The sequence below is a fragment of the Clostridium sp. Marseille-QA1073 genome (genome assembly GCF_054863625.1).
Window position 1 is genome coordinate 26,183 of the sequence record NZ_JBSVQM010000028.1, and the last position, 21,122, is coordinate 47,304.

The window sequence follows — 21,122 nt, forward strand, 5'->3', positions numbered from 1 at the left end:
TTTAATATTATTTAAAGATTTTAAATATTTATCTTAGAATTTTATAGATACATTTGCTAAATATTAAAGAGGAATCAATAAATTTATAAATAAATAATGTTAAAGAACTTTATACATTGATATACAATAGTCTTAATAAAATATATATGCTAAATGATATATAGTAATTATTGAATTTTATAAAAATATAGAGATATATAGGAAAGTAAAGAAATTAAAAGAAAAACTAATAATCGAAAATACAAACATTTAAAACATGTTTTTAACTGCCATTGGAACTGCTAAAGATTACATCGTAATAAATGTATATTTGTTAAATTTTAGGTAAAGAATTATAAAAGATATTTTAACTACAAGGATGTGATGTAATGAAAAGAAAGATCTATTCTTTTATAGTTATTCTTTATACTATATTTACTATATGCATTTTAAAATTTTATGCTACAGATAAAAGAGATGAAGAGATAGTATCAAATATGCTTAATAGAGAGAGCGTAGCGATAGATAATGATCAAACTTTTGGTATTCATAAAAAGAATGAGTTAAATGAGCTACATAAAGAAAAAGATTTAAAAGAAGAAAAATTAGAAAAAAATATTGAAATAGACAATAATAGAAGTAAAATTAGTGACAGAGATTTAAATACAAAACTATTTTTAGATGAAGTTGATGATAGTACAGAAGTAATAGTAGAAGGAGAATTCGATTCTTATAATATTGAGCAGAGGAAAAAAAATTCAGTAATAAAAATACCACCAGAAGAAATTGAAACAGCATTATCTATTAATGATAAAGTGAAGCTTTTTTCTATGAGTGATAAGATACCAAAAGAGGAACAGAATAAAATTAGCGATTATCTGCAATATAAAAATCAAAAGATAGGAGTAAGAAAGAGCTTAGATGTATTAAAAAACTACTTATCAGAAAAAGAGCTTTATGAAGTTAAGAAAATAGCGAGAAAATTCATAGATATGGATACCGTAGAGAATGCTGATTAATTTATATAGCAAACTCCTTAAAAATAATAATTTAAATACATTTTAGTATTTTCTAAGGCTAAGGTAACATTTTTATTTTTGAAATCTATATTATAACTAGAAGAATTTAAAATATCTTAGGAGTTGGTTATATGCCTTCTAGTAATTTAGTTTCAGTGTCAAATTTAATTCCTGCAATTTATAGTTTAGAACCTAAATCTATACTAGAAATAGGAGTTGGATTTGGTAAGATAGGATTTTTAGTTAGAGAATATTTAGATTTAAGAGAGAATAATGATGGTGGATATGCACCTTGGAATATATTAATAGATGGAATAGAAATATATGAAAAATATATTACGCCAATACATGGTTATATTTATGATAATATATATATTGGTAATGCAATCGATATTTTAAGTAAAAAAGATTTTCCTAAATATGATCTAATAGTACTTGCAGATGTTATAGAGCATTTGAAAAAATCAGATGGGAAAAAGCTACTAGAATTATGTTTTAAGACAGCAGATAGTGTTATAATATCAACACCATATATTTTTTATAAACAAGATGAATGCTATGGTAATGATGCAGAACAACATTTAAGTGGATGGGATATTAATGAGTTTAGAGCTATGGGAGCAAAATATGTTTGGATATCAGGAATACTTTTATTTGCTGTATTTACAAATAAAGTATTAAACCATAAAACAGATATTTTTTTAGACGATTTATTATTTGTAACTCCGCAATTACACCATATTAAAGATTTAATAACAGTTTATCTATCTACTGATCAATATGATCATTGTATAGAAGCTTGTGAAAAATATGAAAAGTTTTTTAAAGATGATTCATTCTTTTCAAATATGAAAGCAGTTGCTTTAAATATGAAGAACAAAGATGATTTGGAATAGACTTTAGTTTAATATATAAGATATACTAATATCATATATGAGTAAATAGCGTGTATTGAGTAACTTTGATGCACGTTATTTAGCTGAATCTTTAGTGTTGGAAGAAATCATATATAATTAAAACAATAATTGTAGTTGGGTGAAATATGAAGTAAAAATAAGAAAAATGGAGATAATAAAGCATAAATACTGAAAATGGTATAAAAAAAACTTGAAAAAATAGTTATAAAATTATATACTATTCCTTGTCAATGTTCTAAGGGTTTTTTCTGAAGAACTTGTGAAAATGCTGACATTTCTTGATAGTAGAATAGCTAATTTGTAGTAAATAAGTCTAAGTTCTACTTTAATAGTCAGTTTTATAACGTGGAGGAGTTCCCGAGAGGCCAAAGGGGGCAGACTGTAAATCTGTTACGTTTCGTTTCGATGGTTCGAATCCGTCCTCCTCCACCAATTATGGTCGCATAGCTCAGCTGGGAGAGCATCTGCCTTACAAGCAGAGGGTCACAGGTTCGATCCCTGTTGCGACCACCATTAGAAATTTATAATATGCTGGCATGGCTCAACGGTAGAGCAGCTGACTTGTAATCAGCAGGTTGTAGGTTCGATTCCTATTGCCAGCTCCATAATATATGGAGGAGTTCCCGAGTGGCCAAAGGGGGCAGACTGTAAATCTGTTGCGTTTCGCTTCGATGGTTCGAATCCGTCCTCCTCCACCAAATTATGGTCGCATAGCTCAGCTGGGAGAGCATCTGCCTTACAAGCAGAGGGTCACAGGTTCGATCCCTGTTGCGACCACCATTGAAAATTGTATAATATGCTGGCATGGCTCAACGGTAGAGCAGCTGACTTGTAATCAGCAGGTTGTAGGTTCGATTCCTATTGCCAGCTCCATAATATATGGAGGAGTTCCCGAGTGGCCAAAGGGGGCAGACTGTAAATCTGTTGCGTTTCGCTTCGATGGTTCGAATCCGTCCTCCTCCACCAAGTCAAAAGCTACATTTGTTCTCTTATTTTGAGAGCTCAAATGTAGCTTTTATTTTGTAAATAATCATGCTTTCATACGCAGTAGTCATAAGGCTACTGCATTTTTTACTGTTTGTATATTGGTGTTATATTATAGGGTTCCACAATAAAAATTTAACTTATATATGATTTTACTTCCATAACAAAAATTCTTTTGCTAAAGCTTTTGGAATTTCTTAAAATAAAATAAATTTTATTTTAAGAAATTCATCTCTAGTGAATTCTTTCATAAATTCTTCATTATTAATTGTTAATCATTAATTTCTAAAGATTTAAGCTATTTTTAGAAAAATTATTTTTCAGAGTATATTTTAAGTTTTCATATTGGATGCTTATAATAGCTTTTTACGTGAAATCTTTAGATTAATTTATTAATATGAAAGCATTAATTTATCCCTACTGTTTTTGATCATTTTAAGGCGTGGCCAATAATGCATTAAAATAAATATCTCCTAATATAATTAAAGTATGTATTTAGATATGGATTTATTTAAGTTTGGAGGATAATAGTATGAGAGAAACGATTTACAATGTTTTGTCTAATATTATATTACGTAGTCGTAATGTAACTAATGCCAAAGTTAATGTAGTCACATCAGATGAATTTCCTTATGAAATTGAAATTATCGCTGAAAATCTATATATACCTTGGGCTATAGCAATAAGCGATGAAGGAAAAGTGTATTTTACGGAGCGGTCTGGAACAATTAGAGTGATTGAAGATGGCAAACTTAATACTCAGCCACTCATTACATTTGGTGCACCCTTTATAAGTCAGGGGGAAGGAGGGTTAATGGGTATTGTTCTAGACCCAAATTATTCACAAAACAATTATATGTATGTTATGCATTCATATGTAGAAGGTAATCAAATTTATAATCGTGTTGTAAGATTGATTGAAGAAAATAATAAGGCATCCATTGACCGGATTATTCTAGATAAAATCCCTGGTGGACAAATTCATAATGGAGGAAGGATAAAGATAGGACCAGATCAGAAATTATATATAACAACAGGAGATGCAGGAAATTCTATGTTAGCACAAGATTTAACAAGTAAAGCAGGAAAAATACTGCGAATAGAATCAGACGGCAGTATCCCAGCAGATAATCCAATTATTAATTCACCTGTTTATAGTTTAGGGCATAGAAATCCTCAAGGCTTAGCATGGAATTCAAAAGATATCTTATATGAATCAGACCATGGACAGATAGGACATGATGAGATAAATATTATACAACCAGGAGCCAATTATGGGTGGCCTCTCGTTCAAGGAAATGAAGAATCCGAAGAAGTTGTAACACAAAAACCTTTAATACACAGTGGAGAAGATACATGGGCACCTTCAGGCATTGCCTTCGTAAATCAAGGACCATGGCAAGGAAAATTATTAGTTGCTACTTTGCGTGGAGAACAACTACTTGCTATATCCCTAAATGAAGATGGAACAGAAGTAAAGAATCTAGAATCATGGCTAAAGAATGAGTATGGGCGTTTGCGTGAGGTTATTCAGGCGAAAGATGGATCGATTTATCTGACAACGAGTAATATGGATGGAAGAGGAAATCCTAATGTAGGTGATGATAAAATTATCCGACTCATTCCGAAAAAAAGTGATATTTAAAGAAGCAAAGAGAACTCACTTTGTTCACATTATCTGTAGAACAGATAATAAACATAGAGAGAAAGAAAATTAACTTCTCAGCAGAAACACATACTTATAGAATGTCTTTTTATGATATATGTAATGTTTATAGAAAAATTTTCCTCTTAATATAATTTACAGTAGTAATATTGACAGAGAAATGACATTATGTTAGTATTTATCTAGTAAACTTAATAATAAAATAATACTCTTATCAAGAGAGGTGGAGGGAAACGGGCCCTGTGAAACCCGGCAACCGGTATATATTTTACCACGGTGCCAATTCCTGTGGAAGTAATTCTGCAAGATAAGAGAGTGCAAGTATGTATATTAGCCTCTTCTTATCTAAGAAGAGTTTTTTTATTTTATAAATATAGTGAGGAGGAGATTATAAATGAGAAGATTATTTACTTCAGAGTCAGTTACAGAAGGCCATCCAGATAAAATGTGCGATCAAATATCAGATGCAGTTTTAGATAGTATATTAGAAAAAGATCCTAATGCTAGAGTAGCTTGTGAAACAGCAGTAACTACTGGTATGGTTATGGTTATGGGAGAGATAACAACTAATTGTTATGTAGATATTCCAAAAGTAGTTAGAAAAACTGTAGAAGAAATAGGATATACAAGAGCTAAGTTTGGGTTTGATTGCAATACTTGTGCTGTATTAACATCTATTGATGAGCAATCTCCAGATATAGCTCAAGGTGTTGATGAGGCAATAGAAAAAAGAGGACAAGCGAAAGAGGAAATTGAAGCTGTAGGGGCTGGAGATCAGGGAATGATGTTTGGATTTGCTACATCTGAAACTGAAGAATATATGCCTCTTCCAATAGCTATGGCTCATAGATTATCAAGAAGATTGTCAGAAGTTAGAAAAAATGGAACTTTATCATATTTAAGACCAGATGGAAAAACTCAAGTTACAGTTGAATATGAGGATGAAAAACCAATAAGAATAGATGCAATAGTTATATCAACTCAACATTGCCCAGATGTTTCTCAAGAGCAAATTTATGAAGACTTAATGAAACATGTTATAAATGCTATAGTACCATCTGAATTATTAGATGAAAATACTAAATACTATATTAATCCAACTGGAAAGTTTGTTATAGGCGGACCACAAGGTGATTCAGGATTAACAGGAAGAAAAATAATTGTTGACACTTATGGTGGATACGGAAGACATGGCGGTGGAGCATTCTCAGGAAAAGATCCAACAAAAGTTGACCGCTCAGCTGCATATGCTGCAAGATGGGTGGCTAAAAACCTAGTAGCTGCAGGAGTTGCGTATAAACTAGAAGTAGAACTTGCATACGCTATAGGAGTAGCTAATCCTGTATCAATTGAAGTTGATACTTTTGGAACAGGAAAGATACCAGATGATAAGATTGTTGAAATAATTAAAGAAGTATTCGATTTAAGACCTGGTGCTATAATAAAAGAATTAGAATTAAGGAGACCAATATACAGACAAACAGCTGCTTATGGACACTTTGGAAGAACAGATTTAAATCTTCCATGGGAAAAATTAAGTAAAGTAGCCCAAATTAGAAGATATATATAAGCATAAAGCCCTGTACTTAATTTAGTACAGGGCTTTGTTAATGCACAATTCAAAATTTGTGATTGTGAATTTGATATTTTTCCAATAAGTGCTAATTATTCTCAAAGATACATTCAATTTAGGAGTGGTATATATAGAATTTAACAGGTTTGTAATGATTATGAATTGGCAAAAATATATTATATATAGAATATATTTTTGCCAATTCATAATGAAAGATTTAAAATAGTACAAGATTCATAATTGAAGTGTCAATTATTACAAATTAACAATTTTTAATCATATTCTGTTCTGTATGGAACACCTATAAAGAGTATAATTAGAACCATACAAGCAGCTATGATATAATTAATCAAAAGAAGAATTTTTAGGAGAGATTTTCATGACAGATATAACAGGGATAATAGATGATATTGTCTTTAAAAATGAGGATAATGGTTATACCATTGCCAATATAAGAAATGGTAATATTAGAAAAACTATTGTAGGTATAATCCCTTATATTAGTGAAGGTCAGCATTATAAGGTAACCGGAGAATGGGTAATTCATCCTAAATTTGGTGAACAGCTAAAAGTACTAAGCATTGAAGAAATTTTGCCAAATAGTATTTCAGGGATAGAAAAGTATTTGGCTAGTGGCGTCATTTCAGGAATAGGACCTGTTACTGCAAAAAAGATAGTTGATTTTTTTGGAGAAAGAACTTTAGAAGTTTTAGATAATAATATAGAACGATTAAGGGAAATTAATGGTATAGGGGAGAAAAAAATTGAACTCATAATGAAATCTTATTCCTCACAAAAAGAGCTTAGAGGCATTATGATTTTTTTTCAAACCTATGGAATTTCCGCTAATCAATGTATGAAAATATATAAAAGATTTGGAGCAAATTCTGTAGGAATCGTTAAAGAAAATCCGTATATATTAACAGAAACTATATCAGGAATAGGCTTTAAAACCGCAGATAACATAGCAAAGAATTTAGGTATAGATAAAGATTCTCCTTTTAGAATTAAAAGTGGAATAAGATATGTTGTAAATGAATTTTGTCTTTTAGGAAACACATATATGCCACTAGAAAAGCTTATTGTTAGGTGCAAAGAGATTTTATCTGTTGATGAAGAAAACATTCAAAAATCTGTATATGATAGTGTTTTGGAAGGTAAATTGAAGATAGAGAATATATATGGAGAAAGTGCAGTTTTTACTATTCCATATCTTTATGCAGAATTAGGTGTAACAAGAAAAATTGTTGAACTTGCATCAAGTTCTTATGATGAACTAGAGGTCAATGGAGAAAAAGAAATAAAGTCTTTTGAAAAAGAAAATAATTTAAAGTTGGCAAAATCTCAAATTGAGGCTATAAAAGGAGCGATATCTTACGGTGTTGAAGTTATTACAGGAGGTCCTGGTACAGGAAAGACTACAATAATTAACTGTATTGTTAGTATATTCGAAAAGGCTGGTATGAAAGTATTTATGGCTGCACCCACAGGGCGTGCAGCAAAAAGAATGACAGAAGCTACTGGAAGAGAGGCTAAAACTATTCATAGACTTTTAGAGATAGGTGCAGGAGAAGAGGGTATTGAAATTTTGAGAGATGAAAGTAGTCCTCTTGAATGTGATGTTTTAATAGTAGATGAAGCTTCAATGATAGATATTAATTTAATGAATAACCTTTTATCAGCAATATCATTGGGCACAAGGTTAATAATAGTAGGAGACGTAGATCAGCTTCCATCTGTAGGCCCAGGAAATGTACTTAGAGATATTATAGAGAGTAATTCTATAAAGACTGTAAGGCTTAATGAAATATTTAGACAGGGTAAAGAAAGTATGATAACAGTAAATGCCCATTTAATTAATGATGGTAAAATGCCTATGCTGAATAAAAAAGGTAGTGATTTTTATTTTATAGAATGTTATGATACACAGAAAATATTGGAACAAATTATATCTTTAATAAATACTAGACTTCCTAAATTTAATAAATCATGGGATAAAACAAAGCATATACAAATTTTATCTCCTATGAAAAAGGGTATAGTTGGAATAGATAATTTGAATAAAGAACTTCAAAATATATTAAATCCTAAATCAAAAAACAAGATGGAAAAAGAATTTAGAGATATAGTTTTTAGAATTGGCGATAAAGTAATGCAAACAAAGAATAACTATACTTTAAAATGGAATAAATATAATACTGAAGACGAAGCTACTGGTATTGGGGTATTTAATGGAGATGTGGGCTATATAATTGATATTAAAGAAGAAAATGATACAGTTGTAGTTAATTTTGAAGATGATAAAATTGTAGAATACGACTCTGTATTTTTAGATGAACTTACACTTGCCTATGCAATAACTATACATAAAAGTCAGGGTAGTGAATTTCCTGTAGTTATAATGCCAATGTTTATAGGACCACCACTACTTATGAACAGAAACTTATTATATACAGGTATAACTAGAGCGAAACAAATGGTTGTTCTTGTAGGTTCTCAAAAAGCTATTAGTTTTATGAAAGATAATGATAGAACTTTTGAAAGATATTCAGCACTAAAATGGAGAATAAAAGAAATATTTGATATATGATTTGAGGAGATAACTATGGCTATAAATATAAACATGTTTAGAGGTAAAGAAGAAGTAAGTCAAGATATATTAAGATATTGTCGAAATAAACATGATAGATTAAATGTTATTTCTTATTTTTACAATACAGCTACAATTTTTTTAGCCACCATATTCTATTATTTAAATAATAATAAATCTATAGTGTATATAACTAATGAAGCTAAAGATAGAATAGAAATTCTAAATTATATTGATAAAGAAAAATACGTGTATTTAAAAGATTCATCACAGGAAGTTAAAGATAAGATGATTATATGTAATTATAATAGGGCATTATACTTAGATAATAGATATGATTTAATTATCTTTGATGATTTAGGATATATGCCACTTCAAGATAAAAAAAGTATAGAAAGAATTTTGACTAGGCTTTGTAGTGATACTGGAATAGCTATTTCATATTCTATTGAATCTGTATTTTTAAAGGATAATAGTATATATTTTCCTATGAATAAAAATAAAACGCCGTTAATTGAGCCTAGAGTAATTACTACGAGAATTAACATAAATGAAGACTTACCGTTAGCAGCTTATGAATATTTAATTTGGGCTATATCTTTAAATAGAAGAACTATAATATATGTACCAGACAAGGTTAAAGTTCTAAATATTTATAGTTATATGGATAAATTAAAAAGAAAATTAACAGAAAATATATATTACCATATAAAAGATAAAAAAGATAAGACATATGTTAAAAAATTTTTATTTTCAAATAATAGTATTTTAATTACTGATGATTATGATGAGTTTCATGAAGATTTAAATAATATTAATGTAATGGTATTTTTTGCAGATGATAAAATTTATGATTATAAAACTCTAGTTTATATTACAAGTAAAGTAGAAAGAGCGGAATCATTAGAGCGAGGAGAAGTGATTTTTCTTTGTAAGGAAGAAACACAAGATATACATAAGGCTAAATTTATAATGAGAGAATTAAATAGGAAAGCGTGGGAAGAAGGATTCTTAAAATTTTAAAATATCTAATACATTGTATATCTTCGGTAATATATCCGACGAAAGAACAATGCATTATATGCAAATCCTATACTAAAGATAAGATAATATGTAACAGTTGTGAAAGCAAAATAAAGTTTATTAATAAGAGTTATTATATAATAAGGGAAAATAAGAAATATAAATGCTATATTATAGCAAAGCATGATGACATTATTAAAAAACTTGTATTGTCTTTAAAATATTTTAATAATTATTTAGCAGCAGAGCTTTTAGGTAATTATATGGGTGATTTAATTGATCAAGAAGCTTTAAAGGTTGATATAATTACTTTTGTGCCTATAAGTAAAAATGTAAGAAGAAAAAGAGGATATAATCAAGCTAAACTTCTAGCCCAGGTAGCATCTTCTAAAATTAATAAACCTTGCTTAGAGCTATTAGAAAAGTTTAAAGAGACTAAGGATCAAATAGGATTGGATAAGGAAGAAAGATGGATTAATGTTTGTGATTGTTTTAAATTTAATGAGAAGTTCTGTATTAAAGAAAAAAATATTTTATTAATTGATGATGTTATAACTACTGGGGCTACAGCTGTGAATTGTGTAAAATTATTAAAAAAATTTGGAGCTGGAAGAGTATACATCTTGACTGCTTCAAAAAGTGTAGTATAATAATAAAATATGAGTCGGGTTTGTGGTTGAAAGTCGATGCCAGTCGCAGGCAAAACGATCCACGTAAGTTAAACAAAGTTTTAATGAGCATGGTGCGGCTTAGAGGTAAGTCCTGCCGTGAAAAACGAGAGGGTTAGTAGTGAGAGGGTGAATCTGGGTAGCGAAAGCTCCAGCAGGCGAGTGTGGGGTCAAAGACCAGGTCAAACGGCTCAAAAATAATGCTATGTATACAATATTGTATACATAGCATTATTTTTTATTAAGAAAAATATAATTAAAGGTATAAAAAAATAAGAATTTTTTTATACAACTTATAATCTTTAAAAGTAATTTAGTTAAAACAGAAAAATAATTTAAATCTTAATTATAATAAATTTTACTAAAAATAAAATTTATTATAATTAAGATAATTACTATCATAAATGTATAAATAACTATAACCGATTTATAGACTTAAGCATAAAATAAATATGATAGGGGATATATATATGAATAATATAACATTATATCCTGAAGCGGATATTTTTGTGACATCACAATTTTTTAATGCTAATTTTTCAAATGTAAAATATTTATTTACAGGTAATAAATCAATAACTCAACCATTCAATAAATTGTTTAGATCATTGCTAAAATTTGATTTTAGTGATTTTGAGAATGAGAATGTAAAAATAGAAAAAGCTTCTTTATATTTATATGTAAGTCATAAATTAGACATGCATTTATTTAATGAAGATATTAGGGTTTATAGAAATGTAGAAGATTTTGATGATTATTTAGCTACTTGGAATCATTCCCCAAGTTATTCAGAAGATTCTTATTGTACTACTATGGATGATGTGGAGATTGATTCTTATATTGAATTTGATATTACTTCATTCGTAAATGGATGGATTAATAATAAGTATCCTAATTATGGAATGACTTTAGTTGGACTAGAAAATGATACCACTACTTTAGTACAATATGATTCAAGTAGGAGTGATAATTCACCTTATATTGAAATTGAATTTTATTATTATGATGAAGATGATGAATTAGAAGAGTATGGAGCAAGAAGTATTTCTAGAGGATGTTGCAATAATCATTGTAATCACTGCATACAATGTGTTGTAGGACCAACAGGTCCGACCGGTCCAGCAGGGGCGATCGGAGCAACAGGTCCAACCGGTCCAGCAGGCCCAGCAGGAGCAACAGGCCCAACAGGTCCAACCGGTCCAGCAGGGGCAATCGGAGCAACAGGTCCGACCGGTCCAGCAGGCCCAGCAGGAGCAACAGGGGCAACCGGCCCAACAGGTCCAATCGGTCCAGCAGGGGCAACAGGAGCAACAGGCCCAACAGGTCCGATAGGTCCAACCGGTCCAACAGGTCCAGCAGGGGCAATCGGAGCAACAGGTCCGACCGGTCCAGCAGGCCCAGCAGGAGCAACCGGGGCAACCGGCCCAACAGGTCCAATCGGTCCAGCAGGGGCAACAGGAGCAACTGGCCCAACAGGTCCGATAGGTCCAACCGGTCCAACAGGAGCAGCTGGAGCGCCAGGAGCACCAGGGGCAGATGGAGCACCAGGAGCAACAGGTCCAGCAGGCCCTCCAGGTCCAGCTGGAGCAGACGGAGCGCCAGGAGCACCAGGGGCACCGGGAGCACAAGGTTCAACAGGCCCAACAGGTCCAACTGGCCCGACAGGAGCAACTGGAGCTGGAATAAATAGTTATGGATATTTTTATTCACCAGGCACAGCTCTTGGATTAGGAGTATTCGCAGGAGGTGCAAGTTTACCATTAACTAATAATGGTGTAGTCGTAGGATTGACTCATACACCAGGAAATGCACAGGTAATAGTAAATAATTCTGGTGATTATGAAGTTGAATTCATAGTTGCTACAACTGTGGGGGTTAATGCAGCATTTGCAATTGCAGTAAATGGTGTAATTCAAACTAATATTAATTATAGTGCTTTAGTAGCAACAGGAGAGGTAATCGGACAGGGAATTTTAACATTAGCCGCAGGAGATCAAATAACAATAGTTAATAATTCTCTTATTTCAGTAACTTTATCATTAGCACCAACAGTATCAATTTCACTAACAGTTAAGCAATTAAGATAATATAATATTTTATATAAATTTAAAATAGCTCTTTGAACTTACAAAGAGCTATTTTTAAAAAATAATAATTTTTTATTTTAAATCTAATTAGAATTATTTTTATTAAATAGTTTTTACATATTAATAATTAAAAATTTTAATATAAATTATAATAAAAATATTTAACATAATTTATAATGCTTAAAAAGAGTATAATAACATTAAAAAGTAATAAGAGCTTATGGTATTTTACGCTATATTTTCCCATACTCACGCATATAATTATTATATCATAATTATAAATAAACTGCATTTATAAAAGTCTATAGAAAAATATAATGTGAAAGAGAGTAAAAGACATGTAGAGGGATATTAGCTTTATGTTTCAAAAAATTCAAAAAAATTAAATTGAAAGTAATCAGCATAAGTATTACAATATTGATACAAACTAAATATGAAACATGAGTGCTACAAACTCTAGAAAGGGGTTGTAATTATGAAAGTAAAATCAATAGGTAAAAACATCGAATTAACAGAGGCACTAAAAGAAGTGGTAGACAAGAAAATCTCAAAGTTAAGCAAGTACTTTGCGGAGGATGTTGTGGCCAATACAACCTTAAGTGTTGAAAGAAATAAACATAAAATAGAGGTTACAATACCATTTAATGGTGTTACATTGAGAGCTGAAGAGAAGAATGAAGATATGTATGCAGCAATAGATTTAGTTTTAGATAAAATTGAAAGACAAATAAGAAAACAAAAAACAAAATTGCAAAGAAAAAATCATGGAGATTCATTAAGATTTCATAATATAGATGATTATGTTTATGACGATGACAATGTTGAACCTAGAATAGTTAAAACCAAAAGATTTGCAATAAAACCAATGTCTACTGAAGAAGCAATTCTTCAAATGGAACTTTTAGGACATGATTTCTTTGTATATAAGAATGGGGAAACATCTCAAGTTAATGTATTATATAAAAGAAAAGATGGAAATTATGGTTTAATAGAACAACAATTTTAATACTTAATATATAGAAAGCTGGTAGATTATCTACCAGCTTTAATTTAATTTTGTTCCAATTCTTTTTAAAAATGTTAAATTAAATTTACATTATTTTTTTAATAATTTTGAATAATGTAACATAGAAAGTTGAAGGAAAGATAAATAAATGCTATAATTTTAAAGTGCATATTTATTTACTATTAAACATAAAGATGAATTTACTACATATTATTATTAGCTTATTTTGGCTATAATTTTATATGTTATAATATCAGTAGTTGCTAAAACCAGTTATACATAGATCAAAGTTTAGATGAAGAGTGAGGATGACGGTCATGAAACTTTTTGAAAAGATTTTTGGAACATATAGTGAAAGAGAAATAAAACGTATTATGCCTATAGTTAAAAAAATAAACGAATTAGAAGCAGATATAGAAAAACTAAGTGATGAACAATTAAAAGCAAAAACAGAAGAGTTTAAAAACAGACTTAACAATGGTGAAACTTTAGATGATATACTACCTGAAGCAGGAGCAGTGGTAAGAGAAGCATCTAAAAGAGTTCTTGGCCTAAGACATTATGACGTTCAGCTAATTGGTGGAATTATACTACACCAAGGAAGAATTGCAGAAATGAAAACTGGAGAAGGAAAAACTTTAGTGGCAACTCTTCCAGCATACTTAAATGCCTTAACAGGTAAAGGCGTTCATATAATTACAGTTAATGACTATCTTGCAAAAAGAGATAGAGATGAAATGGGAAGAGTTCATGAGTTTTTAGGACTTACAGTTGGAGTTATTATTCATGGACAAAGTCAAGCTGAAAAACAAGAACAATATGGTGCAGATATAACTTATGGAACAAATAATGAATTTGGATTTGATTACTTAAGAGATAACATGGTTGTATATAAAGAAGAAAAGGTTCAAAGAGAGCTTAATTATGTTATAGTTGACGAGGTTGACTCTATATTAATAGATGAAGCTAGAACTCCTCTTATTATATCTGGTGAAGGAGAGAAATCTACAGAATTTTATAGAGTTGCAGATTTCTTTGTGAAATCATTAAAAGAAGAATCAGATTATACAAAAGATGAAAAAGCTAACTCTGTTATATTAACAGATGAAGGTGTTGAAAAAGCTGAAAAATATTTCCATGTTGAAAACTATGCAGATCCAGAGAATATGAATATTCAGCATCACGTAGTTCAAGCATTAAAAGCTAACTATATGATGAAAAATGAAAAAGACTATATCGTTAAAGACGGTGAAGTTATAATAGTTGATGAATTTACTGGAAGGTTGATGGAAGGTAGAAGATATAGTGATGGTCTTCACCAAGCAATAGAAGCAAAAGAAAATGTTAAAGTAGAAAAAGAGTCTAAAACTCTTGCAACAATTACATTCCAAAATTATTTTAGAATGTATAAAAAATTAGCAGGTATGACAGGTACAGCACAAACAGAAGAAAGTGAATTTAGAGAAATCTATGGACTAGACGTTATTGTTATACCAACACATAAACCTGTTATAAGAAAAGATCAGCCAGATACTATATATAAAACTGTACAAGGAAAATATAAAGCTATAGTTGATGAAATAGCTGAAACTTATAAAAAAGGTCAACCAGTACTTGTTGGTACTGTAAGTATAGAAAAGTCAGAGATACTATCTGTGATGTTAAAGAAGAAAGGAATACCGCACCAGGTGTTAAATGCTAAATACCATGAAAAAGAAGCGGAGATAGTTGCTCAAGCTGGACAAAAGTCTATGGTAACAATAGCTACTAACATGGCTGGACGTGGTACTGACATAAAACTTGGAGAAGGTGTTGTAGACCTTGGAGGACTAAAAATAATCGGTACGGAAAGACACGAGTCTAGACGTATAGATAATCAGCTTAGAGGACGTTCAGGTCGTCAAGGAGACCCAGGTGAATCAAGATTCTACATATCATTGGAAGACGATTTAATGAGAATTTTCGGTTCTGAAAGAATAGCAGGAGTTATTGAAAAACTAGGGTTAACAGAAGATGACGCTATAGAGAGTAAGATGGTAAGTAATGCTATAGAAGGTGCGCAAAAGAAAGTTGAAGGTAATAACTTTGATATTAGAAAGAATGTTGTTAAGTATGATGACGTTATGAATAAACAAAGAGAGATTATCTACAGTCAAAGAGAGAAAGTGCTTACTGGAGAAGATTTAAAAGATCAAATTCAAGGTATGATAGAAGATGTTATAGAATCAGCAGTTAATTCTCATATTAGTGGCGTTGAGGAAACCTTTGATGATGAACTTAAAAACCTTATAAACTACATGGAAGAGTTATTTATGGAAAAGGGAACATATACTTTTGAAGAGCTTGAGAAAATGTCAAATGATGAGCTTAAAGAAAGTTTCTTAAAAGTTGCCAAAGAAATGTATGATTATAAGGAAGAGGTATTTGGCGAAGAACAAATGAGAGAAATAGAAAGAGTTATACTTCTTAAAGTTGTTGACTCTAAATGGATGGATCACATAGATAATATGGATCATTTAAAACAAGGTATAGGCTTAAGAGCGTATAAGCAGCAAGATCCATCTCAAGCATATCAAATGGAAGGTAGCGATATGTTTGATGAAATGATCGATAATATTAAAGTTGAAACGGTTAAATATTTATTCCATGTGAGAATAGAAAAGGCTCCAGAAAGAGAAAGAGTAGCTAAAGAAACTTCAACTAATGAAGATAGCTCACTGACAAAAGTGCCTTTGAAAAAGAAAGAAAAGCCAAATAGAAATGATCCTTGCCCATGTGGTTCAGGACATAAATATAAAAACTGTTGTGGAAGAGGCGAATAATATTGATACTACAATTAGAAGAAGCATTAAATGAAGTAAATAGTCTTAAAGAAAATTTAGCGGAAGTGAGGGTTTCTCTTTGACATTGCATCTCTTAAAAAAAATCTTCATGAATTAGAGATGAAGATGCAGGAACAAAACTTTTGGGATGATGTAAATAAGGCTCAAGAGATAACTCAAGATGCTAAGAGTATTAATGATAAAATAGAAAAATTTAATTCTGTAAGCGAAAGAGTTGAAGATTTAGAAGTTTTAATACAGCTTAGCATAGAGGAAGAGGATGAAAGTTCTTATAAAGAAATTAAAAAAGAGCTTAAGGAATTAAGTGATACTGTTGATAAGTTTAAAATAGAAATACTACTATCTGGTGAGTATGATAAAAATAACGCTATTGTAGCACTTCATACTGGTGTAGGCGGTAATGATGCTCAAGACTGGACGGAAATGCTCTATAGAATGTATACAAGATATTGTGAAAAACAGGGCTTTAAAGTTGAGGTATTAGATTATATACCGGCAGATGAAGCAGGAATTAAAGGTGTTACTTTAAAAATAAGTGGAGAATATGCTTATGGATATTTGAAAGCTGAAAAAGGTGTTCATAGACTTGTTAGAATATCTCCATATAATTCTAATGGCAAACGCCAAACCTCTTTTGCTGGATGTGAAGTTTTACCTGAACTTACTGAAAGCCAAGACATTGAAATAAGATCAGAGGATTTGAAAATCGATACTTATAGATCTGGTGGAGCTGGAGGTCAGCATGTTAATAAAACAGAATCAGCTATAAGAATCATGCATATACCAACAGGTATAGTAGTTCAATGCCAAAGCCAAAGAAGTCAGCATACTAATAAAGAGTATGCCATGAAAATGCTTAAAGCAAAGCTTATCGATTTAAAAGAAAGAGCTCATAAAGATAAAATAGAAGATTTAACTGGAGAAGTTAAAGATAACAGTTTTGGTAGTCAAATACGCTCATATGTATTTCATCCATATAATCTAGTAAAAGACCATAGAACAGGTGTAGAAACTGCAAATATAAATGCTGTGATGGATGGGGAACTTGATGAGTTTATAACTGGATATTTAAAGCAAAACAAATAAAAATAATACCTCTAGAACTTTATCTAGAGGTATTATTTTCTTTTATATTAAAGATAAAGAAAACAAGCCTTATGGATAAGAACTATAAGCATTATAAATGAATATTATAGAATTAATATGTAGATATATTTAAAAGTTAATTATGTAGTCTATTTTCTATAATATTAGGTCAACATGATTCACTCATAAATTTATTATCAATAGTTTATGTGTTTTTGTTTAGAATTAAATATTGAGTGTATCTTTGACTAGTTATTCCATTTAAGAGGGATAACTTTAACTTGCATATATGAAAAATGTATGTTAAAATATTCTAAATTTTGATTCAGGAGGAATAACTGTGATTTTAAAATATCAGTTAATAAATTACACAATTCATCATCATCATTGTTAAGACTTGATTTATGGGAAAATTAGCCATAGATACAAGTCTATTAATGTTGCTAAGATATTGTAACTATGGTGATGATAAGATAAATGCTAAACTATCAGCTCTATAGGTACAGCTCCTATAGGGTTTTTTTATTATTAAAATTTATAATTTATTGGAGGTAAAATAATGAGTAAAGAAATTGTAAAACCATCTATATTACCAGGGTTTATGGAATTATTACCACAAGATCAAATATTGTTTAATAAAATCCTTGAGAAAATACAAAAGGTTTATGAAAGATATGGATTTATACCTATAGATACACCAGTGATTGAAAAATCGGAGGTTTTATTAGCTAAAGGGGGAGGCGAAACAGAGAAACAAGTTTATAGATTTAATAAAGGAAGCAGTGATTTATCTTTAAGGTTTGATTTAACAGTTCCATTAGCAAGATATGTAGCTGAGCATATGTCAGATTTAACTTTTCCATTCCGTAGATATCAAATAGGAAAGGTATATAGAGGAGAAAGAAATCAAAAGGGACGATTTAGAGAATTTTATCAATGTGATATTGATATTATCGGTAATGGAAAATTAGATATTATAAATGATGCAGAAATTCCAAGTATAATTTTTTCTATATTTAATGAAATAGGATTAAAAGAGTTTAAAATACACATAAATAATAGAAAAATAATGAATGGTGTTTTTGAACATTTTGAAGTTTTAAATAAAGTAGAAGCTTTAAGAATTGTTGATAAAATAGATAAGATTGGCACGGAGGCAGTAGAAAAGGAATTAGAAAAAATAGATATTTCTGCTGACAATATTAAGAGAATTGTAGAGTTTATTAATATTAAAGGAACCAATGATGAAATATTAAATTCTCTAAAGGAATTAGAAATCTCAAATGATTCTTATATTGAAGGAGTAGAAGAGCTTTCAAAAGTAATTCACTATATGAGATGCTTTGGAGTACCAGATAAAAACTTTATTATAGATCTAAAGATTACTAGAGGATTAGATTACTATACAGGTACTGTTTTTGAAACTATGTTAGATAAGTATCCACAAATAGGATCCGTATGTTCTGGTGGGCGTTATGACAATTTAGCAGAATATTATACTAAGGAGAAACTTCCAGGTGTTGGCATATCCATTGGTCTTACAAGGCTTTTTTATCAACTAAGGGAAGCTGGAATTATAGAAGGTAAAGGGAAGGCAACATTAACAGAGGTTTTAGTAATTCCAGTAGACGATTCTCTAGATTATTGTATTAATGTTGCTAGTAAACTGAGAGCAGAAGGAATCATTTCTGAGGTGTATTTTGAAGAAGGAAAAATGGCTAAGAAACTAAATTATGGAAATAAACTAGGTATATCAAATGTAATTCTAATTGGAAATGATGAAGCAAAAAGTGGCATATTAACCTTAAAAGATATGAGTACTGGAAATCAGTATAAGCTAACTCTTGATGAAATAATAGAAAAAATTAAGAATTAGATAAACAATAATAATTTTAAATTTATATAAGGAGTGAAAAAGAAGATGATAATTTATTATTTTCTTTTTCATTCCTTATTTTAAATGTCACTATTAGTAACATACAAAATAAGGTTAATATAATTAAAAACTATTTTAAATCATTATCTTATAAGGATATTTTCAAGTATATTAAGGAGTTTATATGGTTTTTAAAAGGTGTTTTTCTAAGATTAACAGAATATAGATGTTAAATAGAATTTAAGGGGGAAGAAATTTGAGAAGAATGGGGATTTTTACATTTGTATCGTTTATAAATTTAATTATTATTTTAGGTTTAATTGTTATGGGGGTATATGGTTTTATATTGTTTGTTAAACTTGCTCATAGAGGAATTAAAGCATTTGATATTTATATAGATGAAAAAACAAATAGTAAAGATAAAATTGATAGTTAATTTTATGAAGTAAAAGCGAGGCAACAATGCATTTTTCTAGTAAGTGAAATAAGTATATTTACTAGAATTTTATTATAATAGTAAAGAAAGTATTTATTTTAAGCTTAATTGTAAAAATTCCCATTTAAGAAATAGAGTCTCCAATTTCTTAAATGGGAATTTCTATCCATATTATGATTTCGTGCTCTTTAAAAGAGCCTTAACGTTTTTTGTTGCATCTAATAATGGACTAATTGACTTATCATAGTTTAAATTATCTATTATATTTGCTATAAATTGAGATATGTCAACCTCTTTAAACCATTTGGAATCTTTAACATTTTGAGGAATGTAGGTGAGATTTGTTGAATATACTTTATTTATTAAACCTTTTTCATAAAACTCATTAAATTTATCAATACCCTCAGTAAAGAGTGAAAAAGTTGTTGATACATATATTTTTTCAGCTTTGTGCTTTTTCAGTTCTGTTACTATATCAAATATAGATTCTCCAGAAGAAATCATATCATCAACAATTAATATATTTTGTCCTTCTATACTTCTACCTATATATTCATGTTGAACAATTGGATTCTTACCACTAACTACTTTTGAATGATCTCGTCTTTTATAGAAAAGACCAATATCAAGACCAAGTACACTAGAGTAATAAATAGCTCTATCCATTGCACCTGTATCAGGGCTTATCACAAGCATTTTACTTTTATCTATAAATAAGTCCTTTTCTTCTTTTATACAGGTTTTAAGAATTTCATATGTAGGATAAAGGTTATCAAAAGATATTAATGGTACGGCATTTTGAACATTAGGGTCATGGACGTCAAAGGTAATTATATCACCAACACCTAATCTTTCTAGTTCTTGGAGCGCAATAGCACAATCTAATGACTCTCTAACTTTTCGTCTATGTTGTCTTCCAGCATATAGTAGGGGCATTATAACAGTAATCCTTCTTGCTTTACCGCCTATTGCAGATAAAACTCTCTTTATATCTTGAAAATGATCATCTGGACTTTTATGATTCTTAAATCCAAACATTTCATAGGTGCAACTATAATTCCCAACATCACATAGTATATAGATATCTTTACCTCGTACAGTATCTTCTAATACAACTTTACCTTCACCATTAGAGAAGCGAACTTCATTAGTAGGAATAAGATAAGACCTTTTACAAGTATCCTTATCATCGAAATTATCATATAAATCATTTTTTCTTTTTTCTATTAAGTAATTATCAATTTTATTACCTAATTCACCACTACTTTCTAAGGCTATAATTCCTAACTGTCCATGAGGAATAGAAATTGGTGAGTTTATATTCATAATATCATCTCCTTTAAATATTAAGAAACCTTTACTTTTCTTT

General features: G+C 30.0%; 14 protein-coding genes, 7 tRNA genes and 1 riboswitch. Of the genes, 20 read left to right on the forward strand and 1 reads right to left on the reverse strand.

The features are described 5' to 3' along the window. Positions 1-368: 368 nt before the first annotated feature. The 20 genes from ACY1IQ_RS18510 (at position 369) to ACY1IQ_RS18605 (ending at position 19,753) form a co-directional block, all read left to right on the forward strand. Entirely contained in the window at positions 369-998 is a 630-nt protein-coding gene (locus ACY1IQ_RS18510) for a hypothetical protein (RefSeq protein ID WP_461615372.1), read from the forward strand. A gap of 131 nt (positions 999-1,129) precedes the next feature. Further along, positions 1,130-1,894 (forward strand): hypothetical protein, encoded by a 765-nt coding sequence (locus ACY1IQ_RS18515; protein ID WP_461615373.1) that lies wholly within the window; start codon positions 1,130-1,132, stop codon positions 1,892-1,894. Positions 1,895-2,262: 368 nt separating this feature from the next. Further along, positions 2,263-2,347 (forward strand) — tRNA-Tyr (locus ACY1IQ_RS18520). Between the two features lie 5 nt (positions 2,348-2,352). Beyond that, positions 2,353-2,428: transfer RNA gene (locus ACY1IQ_RS18525), tRNA-Val, on the forward strand. A gap of 17 nt (positions 2,429-2,445) precedes the next feature. Continuing rightward, positions 2,446-2,520, forward strand: a tRNA-Thr gene (locus ACY1IQ_RS18530). 8 nt (positions 2,521-2,528) lie between these two features. Next, positions 2,529-2,613: transfer RNA gene (locus ACY1IQ_RS18535), tRNA-Tyr, on the forward strand. A 6-nt stretch (positions 2,614-2,619) separates the two neighbouring features. Then, positions 2,620-2,695, forward strand: a tRNA-Val gene (locus tag ACY1IQ_RS18540). A gap of 18 nt (positions 2,696-2,713) precedes the next feature. After that, positions 2,714-2,788 (forward strand) — tRNA-Thr (locus ACY1IQ_RS18545). An 8-nt stretch (positions 2,789-2,796) separates the two neighbouring features. Then, positions 2,797-2,881: transfer RNA gene (locus ACY1IQ_RS18550), tRNA-Tyr, on the forward strand. Between the two features lie 550 nt (positions 2,882-3,431). Next, entirely contained in the window at positions 3,432-4,544 is a 1,113-nt protein-coding gene (locus ACY1IQ_RS18555) for a PQQ-dependent sugar dehydrogenase (RefSeq protein WP_461615374.1), read from the forward strand. Positions 4,545-4,773: 229 nt separating this feature from the next. After that, a riboswitch (SAM riboswitch) is annotated at positions 4,774-4,879 on the forward strand. Positions 4,880-4,959: 80 nt separating this feature from the next. Then, the gene (gene metK / locus ACY1IQ_RS18560) at positions 4,960-6,135 is read left to right on the forward strand and encodes a methionine adenosyltransferase (protein WP_461615375.1); all 1,176 of its coding nucleotides are present in this window, start codon (positions 4,960-4,962) and stop codon (positions 6,133-6,135) included. A 382-nt stretch (positions 6,136-6,517) separates the two neighbouring features. After that, a complete protein-coding gene (gene recD2, locus ACY1IQ_RS18565; protein WP_461615376.1) occupies positions 6,518-8,728 on the forward strand; it encodes an SF1B family DNA helicase RecD2 in 2,211 nt (736 codons plus the stop codon). A gap of 15 nt (positions 8,729-8,743) precedes the next feature. Beyond that, positions 8,744-9,751 carry a hypothetical protein gene (locus tag ACY1IQ_RS18570; RefSeq protein ID WP_461615377.1) on the forward strand — a complete coding sequence of 336 codons (1,008 nt, stop codon included), beginning with the start codon at positions 8,744-8,746 and terminating at the stop codon, positions 9,749-9,751. Then, positions 9,724-10,401 (forward strand): ComF family protein, encoded by a 678-nt coding sequence (locus ACY1IQ_RS18575; protein ID WP_461615378.1) that lies wholly within the window; start codon positions 9,724-9,726, stop codon positions 10,399-10,401. The genes ACY1IQ_RS18570 and ACY1IQ_RS18575 overlap by 28 nt, the downstream gene beginning before the upstream one ends. Before the next feature lie 488 nt (positions 10,402-10,889). Beyond that, on the forward strand, positions 10,890-12,506 hold the full coding sequence (locus ACY1IQ_RS18580; RefSeq protein ID WP_461615379.1) for a DNRLRE domain-containing protein: 1,617 nt from the start codon (positions 10,890-10,892) through the stop codon (positions 12,504-12,506). 475 nt (positions 12,507-12,981) lie between these two features. Continuing rightward, complete coding sequence (gene hpf, locus ACY1IQ_RS18585; RefSeq protein WP_291565433.1) at positions 12,982-13,512, forward strand: ribosome hibernation-promoting factor, HPF/YfiA family; 531 nt, start codon at positions 12,982-12,984, stop codon at positions 13,510-13,512. Positions 13,513-13,829: 317 nt separating this feature from the next. Next, positions 13,830-16,334 carry a preprotein translocase subunit SecA gene (secA, locus tag ACY1IQ_RS18590; RefSeq protein WP_461615380.1) on the forward strand — a complete coding sequence of 835 codons (2,505 nt, stop codon included), beginning with the start codon at positions 13,830-13,832 and terminating at the stop codon, positions 16,332-16,334. A gap of 2 nt (positions 16,335-16,336) precedes the next feature. Further along, positions 16,337-17,441, forward strand: a protein-coding gene (gene prfB, locus ACY1IQ_RS18595; RefSeq protein WP_461615381.1) for a peptide chain release factor 2 whose coding sequence is annotated in 2 segments (ribosomal slippage) — positions 16,337-16,414 and positions 16,416-17,441 — 1,104 coding nt in all. Because the reading frame shifts where the segments join, the coding sequence is not laid out codon by codon here. Positions 17,442-18,000: 559 nt separating this feature from the next. Further along, positions 18,001-19,317, forward strand: a complete 1,317-nt coding sequence (hisS, locus tag ACY1IQ_RS18600; protein WP_461615382.1) for a histidine--tRNA ligase — start codon at positions 18,001-18,003, stop codon at positions 19,315-19,317. Positions 19,318-19,573: 256 nt separating this feature from the next. Then, positions 19,574-19,753 (forward strand): hypothetical protein, encoded by a 180-nt coding sequence (locus ACY1IQ_RS18605; protein ID WP_461615384.1) that lies wholly within the window; start codon positions 19,574-19,576, stop codon positions 19,751-19,753. Positions 19,754-19,924: 171 nt separating this feature from the next. Here the strand turns inward: ACY1IQ_RS18605 and ACY1IQ_RS18610 are convergent, their stop codons facing one another. Beyond that, positions 19,925-21,079 (reverse strand): ribose-phosphate pyrophosphokinase, encoded by a 1,155-nt coding sequence (locus tag ACY1IQ_RS18610; RefSeq protein WP_461615383.1) that lies wholly within the window; start codon positions 21,077-21,079, stop codon positions 19,925-19,927. Between the last annotated feature and the right edge of the window lie 43 nt (positions 21,080-21,122).

What these genes read in the sequence shown, in the direction of transcription:
- ACY1IQ_RS18515 (WP_461615373.1), top strand. Translation starts at nt 1,130, where the DNA reads ATGCCTTCTAGTAATTTAGTTTCAGTGTCAAATTTAATTCCTGCAATT.
- ACY1IQ_RS18510 (WP_461615372.1), top strand. Translation starts at nt 369, where the DNA reads ATGAAAAGAAAGATCTATTCTTTTATAGTTATTCTTTATACTATATTT.
- ACY1IQ_RS18555 (WP_461615374.1), top strand. Translation starts at nt 3,432, where the DNA reads ATGAGAGAAACGATTTACAATGTTTTGTCTAATATTATATTACGTAGT.
- ACY1IQ_RS18570 (WP_461615377.1), top strand. Translation starts at nt 8,744, where the DNA reads ATGGCTATAAATATAAACATGTTTAGAGGTAAAGAAGAAGTAAGTCAA.
- recD2 (WP_461615376.1), top strand. Translation starts at nt 6,518, where the DNA reads ATGACAGATATAACAGGGATAATAGATGATATTGTCTTTAAAAATGAG.
- secA (WP_461615380.1), top strand. Translation starts at nt 13,830, where the DNA reads ATGAAACTTTTTGAAAAGATTTTTGGAACATATAGTGAAAGAGAAATA.
- ACY1IQ_RS18580 (WP_461615379.1), top strand. Translation starts at nt 10,890, where the DNA reads ATGAATAATATAACATTATATCCTGAAGCGGATATTTTTGTGACATCA.
- hisS (WP_461615382.1), top strand. Translation starts at nt 18,001, where the DNA reads ATGAGTAAAGAAATTGTAAAACCATCTATATTACCAGGGTTTATGGAA.
- ACY1IQ_RS18610 (WP_461615383.1), bottom strand. Translation starts at nt 21,079, where the DNA reads ATGAATATAAACTCACCAATTTCTATTCCTCATGGACAGTTAGGAATT.
- metK (WP_461615375.1), top strand. Translation starts at nt 4,960, where the DNA reads ATGAGAAGATTATTTACTTCAGAGTCAGTTACAGAAGGCCATCCAGAT.
- hpf (WP_291565433.1), top strand. Translation starts at nt 12,982, where the DNA reads ATGAAAGTAAAATCAATAGGTAAAAACATCGAATTAACAGAGGCACTA.